This window comes from Actinophytocola sp. (assembly GCF_035942955.1).
Lineage (GTDB): Bacteria > Actinomycetota > Actinomycetes > Mycobacteriales > Pseudonocardiaceae > DASYTH01.
Window position 1 is genome coordinate 1 of record NZ_DASZCQ010000031.1, and the last position, 13,653, is coordinate 13,653.

The 13,653-nt window shown below is 71.5% G+C and carries 14 protein-coding genes; 2 read left to right on the forward strand and 12 right to left on the reverse strand.

Annotation, left to right across the window (positions count from 1 at the left end; translation table 11 throughout):
* Nucleotides 1-78: 78 nt before the first annotated feature.
* Genes VGX25_RS02575 through VGX25_RS02585 form a run of 3 tightly spaced genes read right to left on the reverse strand, consistent with a single transcriptional unit; the run spans nt 79 to nt 1,908 of the window.
* Nucleotides 79-1,170: a PLP-dependent cysteine synthase family protein gene (locus tag VGX25_RS02575; RefSeq protein ID WP_326915917.1), complete on the reverse strand. Its 1,092-nt coding sequence runs from the start codon at nt 1,168-1,170 to the stop codon at nt 79-81.
* A complete protein-coding gene (locus tag VGX25_RS02580; protein WP_326915918.1) occupies nt 1,167-1,451 on the reverse strand; it encodes a DUF4229 domain-containing protein in 285 nt (94 codons plus the stop codon). The genes VGX25_RS02575 and VGX25_RS02580 overlap by 4 nt, the downstream gene beginning before the upstream one ends.
* Nucleotides 1,452-1,461: 10 nt before the next feature.
* Nucleotides 1,462-1,908 (reverse strand): Lrp/AsnC family transcriptional regulator, encoded by a 447-nt coding sequence (locus tag VGX25_RS02585; RefSeq protein WP_326915920.1) that lies wholly within the window; start codon nt 1,906-1,908, stop codon nt 1,462-1,464.
* A gap of 173 nt (nt 1,909-2,081) precedes the next feature.
* On the opposite strand from VGX25_RS02585, the gene VGX25_RS02590 reads away from it, so the two are divergent.
* Complete coding sequence (locus VGX25_RS02590) at nt 2,082-2,300, forward strand: BldC family transcriptional regulator (RefSeq protein WP_326915921.1); 219 nt, start codon at nt 2,082-2,084, stop codon at nt 2,298-2,300.
* A gap of 92 nt (nt 2,301-2,392) precedes the next feature.
* Complete coding sequence (locus tag VGX25_RS02595; protein ID WP_326915923.1) at nt 2,393-2,590, forward strand: hypothetical protein; 198 nt, start codon at nt 2,393-2,395, stop codon at nt 2,588-2,590.
* 6 nt (nt 2,591-2,596) lie between these two features.
* Here VGX25_RS02595 and VGX25_RS02600 read toward each other — a convergent pair whose 3' ends face one another.
* The 9 genes from VGX25_RS02600 to VGX25_RS02640 all read right to left on the reverse strand — a co-directional run bounded on the left by VGX25_RS02600 (nt 2,597) and on the right by VGX25_RS02640 (nt 13,633).
* Complete coding sequence (locus VGX25_RS02600; protein ID WP_326915924.1) at nt 2,597-3,937, reverse strand: MinD/ParA family ATP-binding protein; 1,341 nt, start codon at nt 3,935-3,937, stop codon at nt 2,597-2,599.
* 81 nt (nt 3,938-4,018) lie between these two features.
* Nucleotides 4,019-4,972 (reverse strand): c-type cytochrome biogenesis protein CcsB, encoded by a 954-nt coding sequence (gene ccsB / locus VGX25_RS02605; RefSeq protein WP_326915925.1) that lies wholly within the window; start codon nt 4,970-4,972, stop codon nt 4,019-4,021.
* The gene (gene resB, locus VGX25_RS02610) at nt 4,972-6,474 is read right to left on the reverse strand and encodes a cytochrome c biogenesis protein ResB (protein WP_326915926.1); all 1,503 of its coding nucleotides are present in this window, start codon (nt 6,472-6,474) and stop codon (nt 4,972-4,974) included. Before resB ends, ccsB begins: the two co-directional genes overlap by 1 nt.
* A gap of 52 nt (nt 6,475-6,526) precedes the next feature.
* Nucleotides 6,527-7,297: a cytochrome c biogenesis CcdA family protein gene (locus VGX25_RS02615; RefSeq protein WP_326915927.1), complete on the reverse strand. Its 771-nt coding sequence runs from the start codon at nt 7,295-7,297 to the stop codon at nt 6,527-6,529.
* A gap of 20 nt (nt 7,298-7,317) precedes the next feature.
* Nucleotides 7,318-7,899, reverse strand: a complete 582-nt coding sequence (locus VGX25_RS02620; protein WP_326915929.1) for a TlpA disulfide reductase family protein — start codon at nt 7,897-7,899, stop codon at nt 7,318-7,320.
* Nucleotides 7,896-8,525 (reverse strand): histidine phosphatase family protein, encoded by a 630-nt coding sequence (locus tag VGX25_RS02625; protein ID WP_326915930.1) that lies wholly within the window; start codon nt 8,523-8,525, stop codon nt 7,896-7,898. The genes VGX25_RS02620 and VGX25_RS02625 overlap by 4 nt, the downstream gene beginning before the upstream one ends.
* Entirely contained in the window at nt 8,522-9,826 is a 1,305-nt protein-coding gene (hemL, locus tag VGX25_RS02630) for a glutamate-1-semialdehyde 2,1-aminomutase (protein WP_326915931.1), read from the reverse strand. Before hemL ends, VGX25_RS02625 begins: the two co-directional genes overlap by 4 nt.
* A 164-nt stretch (nt 9,827-9,990) precedes the next feature.
* The gene (locus tag VGX25_RS02635; protein ID WP_326915933.1) at nt 9,991-11,550 is read right to left on the reverse strand and encodes a hypothetical protein; all 1,560 of its coding nucleotides are present in this window, start codon (nt 11,548-11,550) and stop codon (nt 9,991-9,993) included.
* On the reverse strand, nt 11,537-13,633 hold the full coding sequence (locus tag VGX25_RS02640; protein WP_326915935.1) for a hypothetical protein: 2,097 nt from the start codon (nt 13,631-13,633) through the stop codon (nt 11,537-11,539). The genes VGX25_RS02635 and VGX25_RS02640 overlap by 14 nt, the downstream gene beginning before the upstream one ends.
* Between the last annotated feature and the right edge of the window lie 20 nt (nt 13,634-13,653).

Consider the following 13,653-nt stretch of genomic DNA (forward strand, 5'->3'; position numbering starts at 1 on the left):
CCCGGCGGCCTTGCCCGAGCTAGAAAACACCGAGGCGCCCGGCGGCCTTGCCCGAGCTAACAAGCACAGCCTGAGCTATCAATACAGCCAGTCCCCTGTGGTCAGGAACGTCTCGAGCACTCGCTGGTACGGCGCCAGGTCCAGGTCGTGCGCGGCCAGCCAGGCGTCGTCGAAGTAGGTGTGCGCGTACCGCTCGCCGCCGTCGCACAGCAACGTGACCACGCTCCCGGCGCAGCCGTCGGCCTTCATCTCGGCGACGAGCTGGAAGGCGCCCCACAGGTTGGTGCCGGTCGACCCGCCGACCCGCCGGCCGAGGACCCGCTCGACGGTCCGGATCGTGGCCAGTGACGCGGCGTCCGGCACCTTGATCATCCGGTCGATCACCTCGCCGATGAACGACGGCTCGACCCGCGGCCGGCCGATGCCCTCGATCCGAGACCCGGCGCAGCTGGTCAGGTCCGGCTCGTCGTCCCGCCATGCGTCGAAGAACACCGAGTTCTCCGGGTCGACGACGGCCAGCCTGGTGTGCAGCCGCCGGTAGCGGACGTAGCGGCCGATCGTGGCGCTGGTGCCGCCGGTGCCCGCCCCGACCACGATCCAGAGCGGCTCGGGGTGCGTCTCCCAGGCCATCTGATCGAAGATCGACTCGGCGATGTTGTTGTTGCCGCGCCAGTCCGTGGCCCGCTCGGCGTTGGTGAACTGGTCGATGAAGTGCCCGTCGAGCTTGGCGGCCAGCCGGCGGGACTCCTCGTAGATCTGGCTCGGCTCGTCGATGAAGTGGCACGCTCCGCCCTGCCGCTCGATCAGCTCGACCTTCTCCGCGCTGGTCGTGCTCGGCATGACCGCGATGAACGGCAGGCCCAGCATGCGGGCGAAGTAGGCCTCGGAGACCGCGGTGGACCCCGACGACGCCTCGATCACCGGCGTGCCCTCGACGATCCAGCCGTTGCACAGCGCGTACAGGAACAGCGACCGGGCCAGCCGGTGCTTGAGCGAGCCGGTCGGATGGGTGGACTCGTCCTTGAGGTACAGCTCGACGTTCCACTGCGCCGGCAGCGGGAACGACAGCAGGTGGGTGTCCGCGCTGCGGTTGGCGTCGGCCTCGATGAGCCGGATGGCGTTGCACACCCAGTCCCTCGTCGACTCGCTACATCGGTCGACGGCCGTCACGGCGATCCCTCCGGCGGGGTCTCGCCGCGCAGCTCGGCGCGCAGCCGCTCCCGCTCGGCGTGCTTCGCGGCGCCCCGTGCGGCAAGGCCGTCGGTCACCCTGCGGTTCAGGCCGCGGAACAGCAGCATGCCGATCGGGAAGCCGGCCACCACCGCCACCGCCAGGCTCACCAGGAACGGGACCCCGAACAGCATCAGCACCGCCGTGCTTGCCGCGACCAGCCCGACCCTGGCCAGGCTGTACAGGGCCAGGTCCCGGCCGAGGTGGGCGTTCGGCTGCATGGTCTGCAATTTACTCGGCGGTATGGGGCCGGCCCTCGAACCGGGTGGACAGCACCACGGTCGTGCGGGTCCGGGCGACGCCGCCGATCCGGCGCAGCCGGCCGAGCGTGTGCTCCAGCTCGTCGACGGTCGGGACCCGCACCTTGATCACGAACGCGTCGTCGCCGGCCACCGCGTAGCAGGACTCCACCTCGGGCAGCTCGCTCAGCGCGGCGGCCACGTCCTCGTCGTCGGCGGTATCGGTCGGGTGAATTCCGATCAGCGCGGTGACCCCGAGCCCGACCGCGCGCGGATCCACCACCGCGTGGTACCCGGTGATCACCCCGCTGGCCTCGAGCTTGCCCACCCGCTCGTGCACCGCCGACGCCGACAGCCCGACCAGGCGGCCCAGCTCGGCGTACGTGGCCCGGCCGTTGAGCCGGAGCTCGGCGATGATCTTGCGATCGACGGCGTCCACAGCGGGATAGCGTAGGCCCACCGGCGCATGTCCGAAGCAGCCGATTTGTCCCTTACTACCTCTTTACCTCCGGACAACCGTTCGAGTACCTGACGGGCGAGATGCGACGATGCACCTGATTTACGCGCTCGGGCCCCGGAAACCGGGAGCCCTCACAGGCCAGGAGGCACGAGGTGACCGCAGGAGCGCACATCGGCGAGCGGCTGCTGACCCCCGGCGAGGTCGCGGCCCTGTTCCGAGTGGATCCCAAGACCGTGACGCGCTGGGCCACCGCGGGCCGCATCGGCTCGATCCGAACCCCCGGCGGCCATCGCCGGTTCCGCGAGTCCGAGGTCAAGGCCCTCCTGGCCGAGCTGACGACCGAGGCGACCACGCCGCCAAGCCGCGATTGAGCGGCGGCTCGGTTCAGGCTCTATCACCCCCGCCACACAAACCCGACAAACGGGTTAATCTCGATGCCAGATCCTCAGGGAGGTGGCAATCGATGTTGTATCTGCTCGCTGCCATCGGCGCGATCGCCGTCATCGTGCTGCTGTGGCGAGCGTTCGTGGCCCGTCCTGCGAGCGTGAGCCCGCGTCGCACCAGCAGGTCCGTCGCTCCGGACGACGATCCGGAGTTCCTGCGGCGGCTCGGCGAGCGCAAGCCGCGCCCGGACGACGACAAGAAGCCGCCGCCAGCCTGACCCCCGTCACCGCCCGCGCAGCTCGCTGGGAAACCCGTCGGCCACCGTGGCCGCCATCTCCAGCAGCGCCATCCGAGTCTCCGGGCGCAGCCGGTCCAACTCGATCTCGGCGCCTTCCTCGAGGTGCTCGTCGAACGGGATGCGGCACACCGCCCGGCAGCGCGACCCGAAATGTGCGGCGAGCTTGTCCAGGTCGACCGAGCCCGACTTCGGCCGCACCGAGTTGATCACTGCGACGGAGCGCGCGACCAGGTCCCGGTAGCCGTGCGCGTCCAGCCAGTCCAGGGTGGCCGACGCGCTGCGGGCGCCGTCGACCGAGCCGGAGGACACCACGACCAGCGTGTCGGCCAGCTCGAGCACGCCCTTCATCGCCGAGTGCATCAGTCCGGTGCCGCAGTCGGTGAGCACGATGTTGTAGAAGTGCTCGAGCAGCGTGATCGTGCGGCGGTAGTCGTCCTCGCTGAACGCCTCGGACACCGCCGGGTCCTGCTCGCTGGCCAGCACCTCCAGCCGGCTCGGGCCCTGCGAGGTGTACGCCCGGATGTCGCTGTACCGCTTGATCCGGTCGGCGTCGCGCAGCAGGTGCCGGACCGTGGCAGTGGTCTCCAGCGGGATCTTCTGGCTGAGCGTGCCGCGGTCGGGGTTGGCGTCGACCGCGATCACCCGGTCGCCGCGCAGCGAGGCGAACGTCGAGCCGAGCGTGGTGGTCGTGGTGGTCTTGCCGACGCCGCCCTTGAGGCTCAGCATCGCGATCTTGTAGCAGCCCCGCAACGGTTGGTTCACCCTGGCGATCAGCTCGCGCCGGCGCAGGTCGGCGGGGGCCTCGCCGGGGTTGATCAGGTGCCCGCTGGCGATGAACACGGCCTTGCGCCAGCCCGACTGCGGCTTGCGCTTGCCCTGCTTGATCAGCCGGGACGAGGACAGCTCGTCGGCGTGCACCGGGCCGCGGCCGGGCGGCTGCTGGGCCGGGGTATAACCCGGCCGGTGCTGGTACTGGGCGTAACCGGCGCCCGGGACCGGCGCGTAGCCCGGCTGGTACTGCGGCACGGGGTAGCCGCCGGAGGTGGCCGGGTCGACGTGCTGCGGACCGGACGGGCCACCGCCGACCGAGTACGGGCCGGAGTGCGGACCGCCGACCGAGTACGGCCCGGAGTGCGGACCGGCCACCGAGTACGGCCCCGAGTGCGGTCCGGACTGCTCGGGCGGGACCTGGTAGGGGCCCGACTGCTGGCCGCTGGGCTGCGGCGGCACGGGATGGGCCGTGGCGTCGGTCTTGCTCTCCTCTTCCAGATGTGAGGGTGTGGGCGAAGGCCCGAAGTCGTGTGTCTCGTCCTGGCGCCCGCTCACCGCTGGGGTCCTCCCAATGCACTACCGATGAAGCTCCGCGTACGACGGTAGTCGCTTGGCGATGGTTGCGGTCGAACGGGGCTAACCCAGACCGGCGTACGAGTGCAGGCCGGAGATCACCAGGTTGATGAAGAACAGGTTGAACACCATGACCGCGAAGCCAAGCGTGTTGATCGCCGCGGCCCGGCTGCCCCGCCAGCCGGCGGTGGCCCGCGAGTGCAGGTACGCCGCGTAGACGACCCAGGCGACGAACGCGCAGGTCTCTTTGGGGTCCCAGCCCCAGAACCGGCCCCAGGCCGCCTCCGCCCAGATGGCCCCGAAGATGATCGCCAGCGTGTACGCCGGGAACGCCATGATCGTGATCCGGTAGGCCACCCGGTCGAGGGTCTCCGCGCCGGGCAGCCTCGGGGCCAGCCGGGCGAACCGGTCCGGGTTCACCTTGATCAGGTACAGCAGGCTGGCCACGCCGGGCACCAGCAGCGCGCCGCTGGACGTTGCGACCGTGAACACGTGGATGACCAGCCAGTACGACTGCAGCGCCGGCTGGACCGGTGCGGCGGCGGTGTAGAGGACAGTGCCGCCGAGGAACATCAGCAGGGCGATCGGGGCGAGCACGAAGCCGCCGAGGTGGCGCACGGGGAACCGGCGCAGCAGCACCAGCCACGTGGCCACCGCGCCGAGGCAGAGCACCGAGCCGAACTCGTACATGTTGCCCCACGGCACCCGCTCCGCGGCCAGCCCGCGCAGCACCAGCGAGGCCAGGTGCACCAGCGCGCCGAGCACGGTCGCCGAGACGGCCATGCGGCCGAACCGCTCCGCCCGGCCAGGCCGGGACCGCGGTGGCACCGCAACGTCACGGTGCCGCCCGTCGAGCTCCGGGCCGCCCGCGCCGACGAGCACCTCGGCCTCCGCCGGCGCGGTGGTGCGCTGCATCGCCTGCTCGACGAAGTGGAACACCATGGCCAGCACGTAGATGGCGACCGCGGCACCGTACGTCCAGTCGCTGTAGGTGGACAGAGCCTCGTTGACCGGCATCAGCTCTCCTTCCGGCGCACCAGCTCGGCCGCGAGCCGATCGAACTGCTCCCCATAGCCCGCCCGGTCCGTGCGGGCAAGGCCGCCGACCTCGACAACGGTACGTCCCTGATCATCGGCACTCGCCGCCGGGGTGGCCCGAACCCACAGGCGGCGGCGCTTGACCACCAGCGAGGTGCCCAGCCCGGCGATCAGCAGCAGGGCGAAGGCCAGCACCCAGACCTGGGTCGGATCGTGCGACACCTGCAGCGACACCCACTGCTCGACCCGGTCGAACCGGACCGTCGTGCCGTCGTCGAGCCGGATCTCCTGCCCCGGCTTGAGGTTCGCGCGGGCGACCCGGCTGAGCCGGCCGCGGTCCACCATGGACCGATCGACTTCGAAGATCGACTGGCTCCGGCCGGAGTTGAGGCCGAGATCGCCGCGCAGCACGTCCACGGCGACCGCGGGGTTGAGCAGGTCGGGAAACCCGGAGTCGAGCAGGGTTCCGCGGAACACCGCGGTCGGCGCGAGCAGCCCGGTGATCGCGAGCTGGGTCTGCCGGCTCTCGGCCGGGTCCGTGACGCCCGGCCGATCCAGCTTGTTCGCCCCCGCAGACAGCAGCGTGACCTGATCGACCGGCTGCCACTGGATCGTGCTCGTGCGCCGCTGACCGTCCGGAAAGGTCACGGTGAACGTCGGCGCGTACCCGTGGCCCAGCAGGTACACCCGGTCGCCCGCGGTGCGCAGCGGATCGTTGACCGCCAACCGGTAGGGCCGCCAGGTGCCCGACTCCAGGTCCGGGCCGGACTGGTACTCCACGTCGGCCACGAAGCTCTCCGCCTGACCGTTGGGCAGATACCTGGCGGAGAACCCGTTCACCTTGACACAGAACGGGGTCAGGTCCGTCCCGTCCACCCGCAGCCCCGGCCGGAAGGAGTCGTAGGACAGCGTCCCGGAGTTGCAGAACTCCTTGCCGTTGGCCAGCACGATCACCTGGCCCTCGTAGTTGTACATCTTGCCGAGGGCCAGCGCGACGACCAGGCCGAGCATGGCGAAGTGGAAGACGAGGTTGCCGGTCTCCCTGAGATAGCCCCGTTCCGCGCTGATGCTGCGCGCCCCGCCGCCCTCGTCGTGCTCGGCGATCCGCCACCCGCGCAGCCTTGTCCGGGCCTCGGTCAACACCTCGTCGACGCCGTGCTCCACAGTGGACCGTGTGTGGTGCGGCAACCGGCTCAGGTTCCGTGGAGTGATCACCGGCTTGGCGCGCAACGACTTGACGTACTCGAACGTCCGCGGCACCAGGCACCCGACCAGCGACACGAACAGCAGCACGTACACCGCGGAGAACCACACGCTGGAGTACACGTCGTAGAACTGCAGCCGATCCAGCAGCCGCCCCCACCACCCGTGCGCCGCGATGTACTCGGCCACCTTGGCCGCGTTCAGCGAACGCTGCGGCAGCAACGCCCCCGGCATCGCCGCCAGCGCCAGCAGGAACAGCAGCACCAGCGCCGTCCGCATCGACGTGAGCCCACGCCAGGTGTTGCGCAGAAAGGCAATCACAGGGCAGCCCTCACAGCGGCAGCCTCGTGTCGCTGACGATCCCGTTTCGGATCCACGAGACCAGCTCCCCCCACAGCCCGGTCACCAGCAACACCCCCACCACCAGCAGCAGCCCGCCGCCCACCAGCTGCATCGTCCGCCCGTGCCTGCGCAACCATCCGCTGGCCCGCACCGCCCACCGCGCCCCCACCGCGATCAGCAGGAACGGCAGCCCCAATCCCACGCAGTACACCAATACCAGCACGAACCCCCGCGCCGCCGTGCCCCCCGTGCCGCTCGCGATCGCCAGCACCCCGGCCAGCGTCGGCCCGAGGCACGGCGTCCACCCCAACCCGAAGATCGCCCCGAGCACCGGCGCACCGGCCAGCCCGACGTTCGGCACCCGGTGCACCCGGAAATCCTTCTGCAGCCCCGGAACCAGCCCGACGAACACCAGCGCCATGGCAATGGTCAGCACGCCACCCACGCGCTGCAGCCAATCCTGGTTGACCGCCAACGCGTCGGCCAGCCACACCAGGCTGCCCACCCCCGCCGCGAACACCAGCGTGAACCCCAGCACGAACAGCCCGACCGCCCCCACGACCCGAGACCGCCCGCGCTTGGGCGCCTCGCCCTCGCTCACCGCCGGAGCATCCGCACCGACCAGCGCCGCAAGGTAGGCAAGGTAGCCCGGCACCAGCGGCACCACACACGGCGAGGCGAACGAGACCACCCCCGCGGCCAGCGCCACCCCGCCGGCCAGCAGCAGCGGGCCGGAGGTGACGAGCTCGGTGGGGTCCACGCGACCAGGGTAGACAGGGCTCAGGATTCGGCCGCGAGCCGCTCCACCAGGGGGTGGAGATCCTCGGCCAGCAGGTCGCGGAGGTAGACCGCGGCGACCCGGTGCCGCTTGTCGAGCACGATCGTCGACGGGACGACGGACCTCGGGTAGCCCTTGAGGGACAGGAGGGATCGGCCGGGGGGGTCGTAGATCGAGGGGTAGGTCAGGCCGCGGTCGCGGACGAAGTCCTCGGGGGCGCTGCGTTGCTCGTCGCGGACGTCGACGCCGAGGACCTGGACGCCGGAGTCGCGGGTCTGGTCGTAGAGCTTCTGCAGCTCCGGGGCTTCGACCCGGCATGGGCCGCACCAGGAGCCCCAGATGTTGATCACGACGACCTTGCCGGCGTAGTCGGAAAGGCGGATCTGCTTGTCGCGCTCCATGAGGCTTTCGCCGGACATGTCGCCGACCGACTTGCGGTCGGGGCCGTCGTAGAAGATCTCGGTGCGGCCGCCGGGGGAGACGAACTGGAAGTCGCCGCCGGTCGCCACGGCGTCGTCGCCGGTCGAGCAGCCGAGCACGCCGAACGCGAGCCCCGCCACCAGACCCGCCACGAGACCCCTCATGCGCCGGTCACCTTCGGGCTGCTCGATCCGGCCGGCTCGGTGTAGCGGACGGCCACCAGTTGCTCGTCGGAGAACACCAGGCTGGTCAGCGACGCCAGGGAGCACTGCCGGCGGGTCGGGTTGTGCCACAGGCGACGGCCCTCGAGGAACCGGCGCACGGTCCAGATCGGGAGTTGGTGGGACACGCACACGGCTTCGTGGCCGCTGGCCTGCTCGCGCGCCCGGTGCACCGCGGCCAGCATGCGGTGGGCGATCTCCAGGTAGGGCTCGCCCCAGGAGGGCCGGAGCGGGTTGCGCAGCTTCGGCCAGTTGCGCGGGGAACGCAGCGCGCCGTCGCCGATCGCGACCCGGTCGCCCTCGAAGACGTTGTGCGCCTCGATGAGGCGCTCGTCGGTGGCCAGGTCGAGCCGGTGCGAGTCGCTGATCGGGGCCCCGGTCTCCTGGGCCCGCTCGAGCGGCGAGGCCACCACGTAGGTGATGTCGTTGTCCCGCAAGTGTTCCGCGACGGTCAGCGCCTGCCGCTTGCCGAGCTCGGACAGCCGGAAACCGGGCAGCCGGCCGTACAGCACGCCGTCCGGGTTGTCCACCTCGCCGTGCCGCAGTAAATGCACGACCGTCTCGGTCACCGAGGCTCCTCCGCCGCTGCCGCCGCCGCGGCCGCCGCCGGCAGCGCGTCGGCGATGATCTGGAACACCGCCTCGTCCATGGCCGCGTTGACGAACCACGCCTCGAACGCGCTCGGCGGCAGGTACACCCCGCGCTCGAGCATGGCGTGGAAGAACGCCGGGTACCGCCAGGTCTGCGACGCCTTGGCGGCCGCGTAGTCGCGCACCGGGGCCTCGGTGAAGAACACGCTGAGCAGGTTGCCGGCGTACTGCACCCGGTGCGGCACCCCGGCCCCGGAAAGGGCGTTGGTCAGCAGCGCGCCCAGCCGCTGCGAGTGGGCGTCCAGCGCGCGGTACACCTGCGGCTCGGCGCCGCGCAGCGTGGCGAGCCCGGCGGCGACCGCGACCGGGTTCCCGGACAGCGTGCCGGCCTGGTACACCGGACCGGCCGGAGCGAGGGTGGCCATCACGTCCTTCCGGCCGCCGAACGCCGCCGCGGGCAGGCCGCCGGACATCACCTTGCCGAACGTGTAGAGGTCGCCGGCCACCTGGTCGAGGGCGTACCAGCCGGCCGCGGACACCCGGAACCCGGTCATCACCTCGTCCATGATCATCAGCGCGCCGTGCTCGGCGGTGATCGCGCGCAGGCCGGCGTTGAACCCCGGGTCCGGCGGGACCGCGCCCATGTTGCCCGCCGCCGCCTCGGTGATCACCGCGGCGATCCGCGGCCCGTGCTCGTCGAACGCCGCCCGCACGGCGTCCAAGTCGTTGTACGGCAACACGATCGTGTCCGCGGCCTGCGCCCCGGTGACGCCAGGGGTGGTCGGCAGCCCGAGCGTGGCCACCCCGGAGCCGGCCTCGGCGAGCAGCGCGTCCACGTGCCCGTGATAGCAGCCGGCGAACTTGACGATCGCGGTGCGCCCGGTGAACCCGCGGGCCAGCCGGATCGCGCTCATCGTGGCCTCGGTGCCGGAGTTGACCAGCCGGACCTGCTCAACCGGGGCGACCCGGTCGATGATCTCCTCGGCCAGCTCCACCTCGCCCTCGGTCGGCGTGCCGAACGACAGCCCGCTGCCCGCGGCCGCCCGCACCGCCGCCACCACGTCCGGGTGGGCGTGCCCGAGGATCATCGGACCCCACGAGCTGACCAGGTCCACGTACCGGTTGCCGTCGGCGTCCCACAGGTACGGACCCTCGCCGCGGACCATGAACCGGGGCGTGCCGCCCACCGCCTGGAACGCCCGCACCGGTGAGTTGACCCCGCCCGGCGTCGCCGCACGGGCCCGGTCGAACAGCTTGGCCGAAGCCTCTACGTGAGTCACGCCCCCAGTCTGGCACTGGTCCGCCGCTCCGGAACCAACCGCTGTCGTCGCGTCCCGGCCACCGGTGCGGAGATCCGGTTGACTGTGGCCGGGTGCCGTCGCGGTCCTCCGAGGTTCCGTCGGTCGGGCCGAGACTCACCCGACGATCCATGAAACGGGCCCTACTACATCACCGTCCCGACGCGGCCGAGCCAGCGTTCCCGCCAGGCCAGCCGCAGCAGGATCGAGCGCTGCGGCACGTGGTCGCGCACGAGGGTGGCCATCACCTCGCGCTGCGCCCACCCGCACAGCTCGCTCAGCTTCCCGGGGATGCTGGTGCGCGCGATGCTCGGCACCAGCGACACGACGATCTTCGCTCGGCCCTTGACCCGGCCGTCGGGCGTCACCCGCACCCGGTAGTAGTCGATCCGGCCGCCGGTCACCCGGTCGTCGGCCGCGCACAGCTGGGCCAGCGCGAGCTGGGCGACGTCCGGCGGCCGGGCCGCGGCGTCGGGCTCGAGCGGGATCGCCCAGGACAGCCACACCGGGTACTCGTCCGCGCCGGCGATCCGCGGCGCCACCGGCCCGGTGCTCAGCACCTGGTAGTCGGTGGCGGCCGTGCGGCCGATCGGGACCGGCTTGCTCGCCTCCTGGCGGCGGGTGAGCCCGCAGTCGCGGGCAAGCTGCCCGAGGCCGGCCTCGATCGGAAGGCAGGTGCCCGCCGTCGGGGTGTCCTTCATTCGCGCCGGTGCGATGGGGACCATCACGTTGAGGAACGCCATCTCCTGCAGCGACGCCTCGGACACCGCGAGGATGCCCATGTTGCGGGCCACGAAGTCGGCGGTGATGGCGGCCGACGAGCCGACCCTTGCCGGCCCGACGAACGTGACGAGCTGCACCGCCTCCGGCACCCCCGGCGGCGCCCAGTCGAACAGCTCCTCCTTGCGCCGCTTGTACTTGTCGAAGTCCGGGGAGATCACCGACCACCACTCGCCGCGGACCCGGCCGAACCTCCGGTCCGCCGCCTGCAGGCCGAGCCCGTACTCGTGCGCGAGGTCGGCGATCCGGCTCAGCAAGGCGATCCGCTTGCGCGGGTCGCTGCTGTCCAGCCCGACCAGCATGCGCAGCGCCATCCCGCTGGCCACCCGCGGCAGCTCGCCGGAGCCGTCGCCGCGGAACTTCGGCGACGGGTCGCGGAACGGGGCCACCGGGGACTGCAGGAACAGCACCGGCACGCCCTCGTCGTCGGCGGACCCGGCCACCGCGGCCGAGGTCATCCCGTGGTAGACCCGCGCGATCATCAGCGAGTCGGCGAAGTCCGGCCGCCACGGGTCGTGCCCGAGCGTGACCAGGATCTCGCTGCTGTGCGCCGGGTCGTACAGGAAGTTCGGGTTGATCACCATGCTGCCGCGGTAGAGGTGGTACGACAGCCCGCGCTCGTCGACCTGCGGGCTGACCGCGATGCGGCTGATCGACACCCCCTCCACCGGCTTGCTCGGCGTCTGCGGCGCCCAGGTGTGCACCTGGAACCCCGCGTCCGCCGGGTGGAACGCCAGCGTCTCGGTGGCCACGTGGTCGTGCTCCGACGGCGGGGCGATGTCCGTCGGCGGCGCCAGCGGCGTGGCCTCCGGCCCGGCTCCGAAGTGCGTCACGTTGAACAGCACGGTCGGGCTGCCGGCGCTCGCCGCCCGCGCCGCGACCGAGGCGAGGGCGGGATGCTGACGTGTCGTGCTAAGCATGGTCACCCGATCCGATCGTGGAGAAGTTGGCCGCGCACCGGGCGCGCCTGCGGGGGGCGCGCCGGATCTCGGCGATCAGCCAGTTGGGACTCACCTGGTTCACCGGGACGCGGCTGCGCCGCTTGATCGCCTTGGCCAGGCCGTCGATCCCGACCAGCACGGCCAGCAGGAGCAGGGCCAGGATCGCGATCACGAACGGTCCGGCCAGCCGGTCGTTGCGCACGGACGCGACGGTCAGCGCGAGCGCCCCGGCGATGATCACCGAGGTGTAGGCCACGTAGCGCGGGAAGATCCGCAGGCGGCCGAGCACGGTCTTCCCGGACGGAATGTCCAATCTGGACAGCAGAAGGCCGGGCACGAGCAACAGCATGGTCACGATCGCGTCGGCCGTGCCGAGTGGACCACGGCCTTCGCCGTCCGGCGCCAGCGTGTCGCCCACCTGGCCCAGCAGCGGGATGTCGTCGAACAGCTGCGGGTGCAGCACCACCGCGAACCCGACCACCAGCACCAGCACCGCAAGCAGCAGCTTGGACACGCTCGACGCCAGCGACGGCGGATCGTCCACCAGTGCCATGTAGACGGTCGCGGAGACCGGCTCCACCGACTGCGGATCCGTGCCGAACGGCCGGCGCTGCCAGTGCGCGTGGCCGGCGTTCTCCCTGGGGTCGTTGTCCACGTAGATGTCCATGTCCAGCTGCGCGTCGGACAGCGCGTCCGCCCAGCGCTGCAGGTCGGCCGGTCCGATCAGGCCGTCGGCGAGCTTGCGCAGGTTGTCGGTCTCGTACTGGTGGGACAGGTGCCCGAGCCCGGTGACGATCCGCTGCCGCGGCACCAGGCTCCGCGCCGCCGACACCGGGCCGGGATTCGTTGCCCTGGCGGGAAAGCGCGGCCGCCGGCGGGAGAACGTCGAGTAGATGTCCTCGATGTAGGACATGAACGACTCGAGGTCGCGGTACCGGCGGCGGCCGAACTCGGCCAGCCGCGACACGATGCCCTGCAGCTCAAGCTCGAGCAGCTTGGGCGACACGGCCTTGAGCCGGTCGTAGCTCTCGGCCACCGCCCGCATGTCGTTGATCAGCGAGCGCAGCGCGGGCGCGTCCACGTCGCTGGTCAGGAAGAACCGGCGGACCTGGATCTCCTGCGGCACCTCGAGTGTGACGTGGTAGGAGTTCACCGCGCGCGGGATGACCGTGGAGTACCGGACGGTGAACTCATGCTGGAACGCCGCCCACGGCGCGATCGTGGCGCGCCCGCGCCGGCCGCCGGACCGGGCCGGCAGCACCGGCCCGTCGTAGCGCAGGAACGCCTGCGACGAGCCGGTCGGGATCTGCACCACGAGCAGGTACTCCGACGCCGCGATGTCCAAGAGTCTCAAGAATGGGCTGTCCTCGGCGAAAAGCTGCACGATCGCGCGCGCCGCCTTGTCCCGGATGCTGTCCGAGTCGGTCTTGCGGTGCCGCTCGGAGCGCGCCGGCACCGGGCCCCGGCGCCGGCCGCCGGTGTCGATCATGTGCGCGATCGTCGCCTCGATCAGCCAGCGGGACCGGTTGAGCCCGTGCCGGATGTCGTGCAGCAGCTCGGTGCCGATCTCCGTGCGCGGGTCGGAGTAGAGGAACATCCGGAACGCCTTGCTCATCCCGTGGATCAGCGCCTGCGCGGTCTCCACCTGGGTCATGCGCGGCACCACCTCCCCGGCGGCGTCGCGCACCACGACCGGCGCCATGTCCGTCCGGGACTGCCGGGCCACCGGCACCCACACCGCGGCCGGCATCGAGTCCTGGCTGGCCCGGTCCGACCGCAGGGCGGTCATCTGCTCCGGGGTGAGCACGTTCATGTTGACGTCGACGCTGACCGACCGGGCCATGTGGGTGGAGTCGGCCAGCGTCAACGCCTCGGACATCCGGTCGATGTGCTCCAGCCGCAGCGCCAGCGCGAGCAGGTTCAGCCCGAGCGCCTCCTGGTGGCTGTCGTGCGGCGGCGGCGCGGTGGGGATCGGGGTCTGCCGCAGGGCGGTGAGGAAGGCCGCTAATCGATCATGCCCGGCCAGGTGGGACCGGTTCCTGGTCGGCAGTGAGCCGTTCAACACCATGCGCGCGAATCTCCTCGGCC

Bases quoted from the DNA above. Each gene is read 5' to 3' on its own strand.
- VGX25_RS02595 (WP_326915923.1), top strand. From the start codon at position 2,393: ATGTTGTATCTGCTCGCTGCCATCGGCGCGATCGCCGTCATCGTGCTG.
- resB (WP_326915926.1), bottom strand. From the start codon at position 6,474: ATGCGGACGGCGCTGGTGCTGCTGTTCCTGCTGGCGCTGGCGGCGATG.
- ccsB (WP_326915925.1), bottom strand. From the start codon at position 4,972: ATGCCGGTCAACGAGGCTCTGTCCACCTACAGCGACTGGACGTACGGT.
- VGX25_RS02620 (WP_326915929.1), bottom strand. From the start codon at position 7,899: ATGAGGGGTCTCGTGGCGGGTCTGGTGGCGGGGCTCGCGTTCGGCGTG.
- VGX25_RS02580 (WP_326915918.1), bottom strand. From the start codon at position 1,451: ATGCAGCCGAACGCCCACCTCGGCCGGGACCTGGCCCTGTACAGCCTG.
- VGX25_RS02640 (WP_326915935.1), bottom strand. From the start codon at position 13,633: ATGGTGTTGAACGGCTCACTGCCGACCAGGAACCGGTCCCACCTGGCC.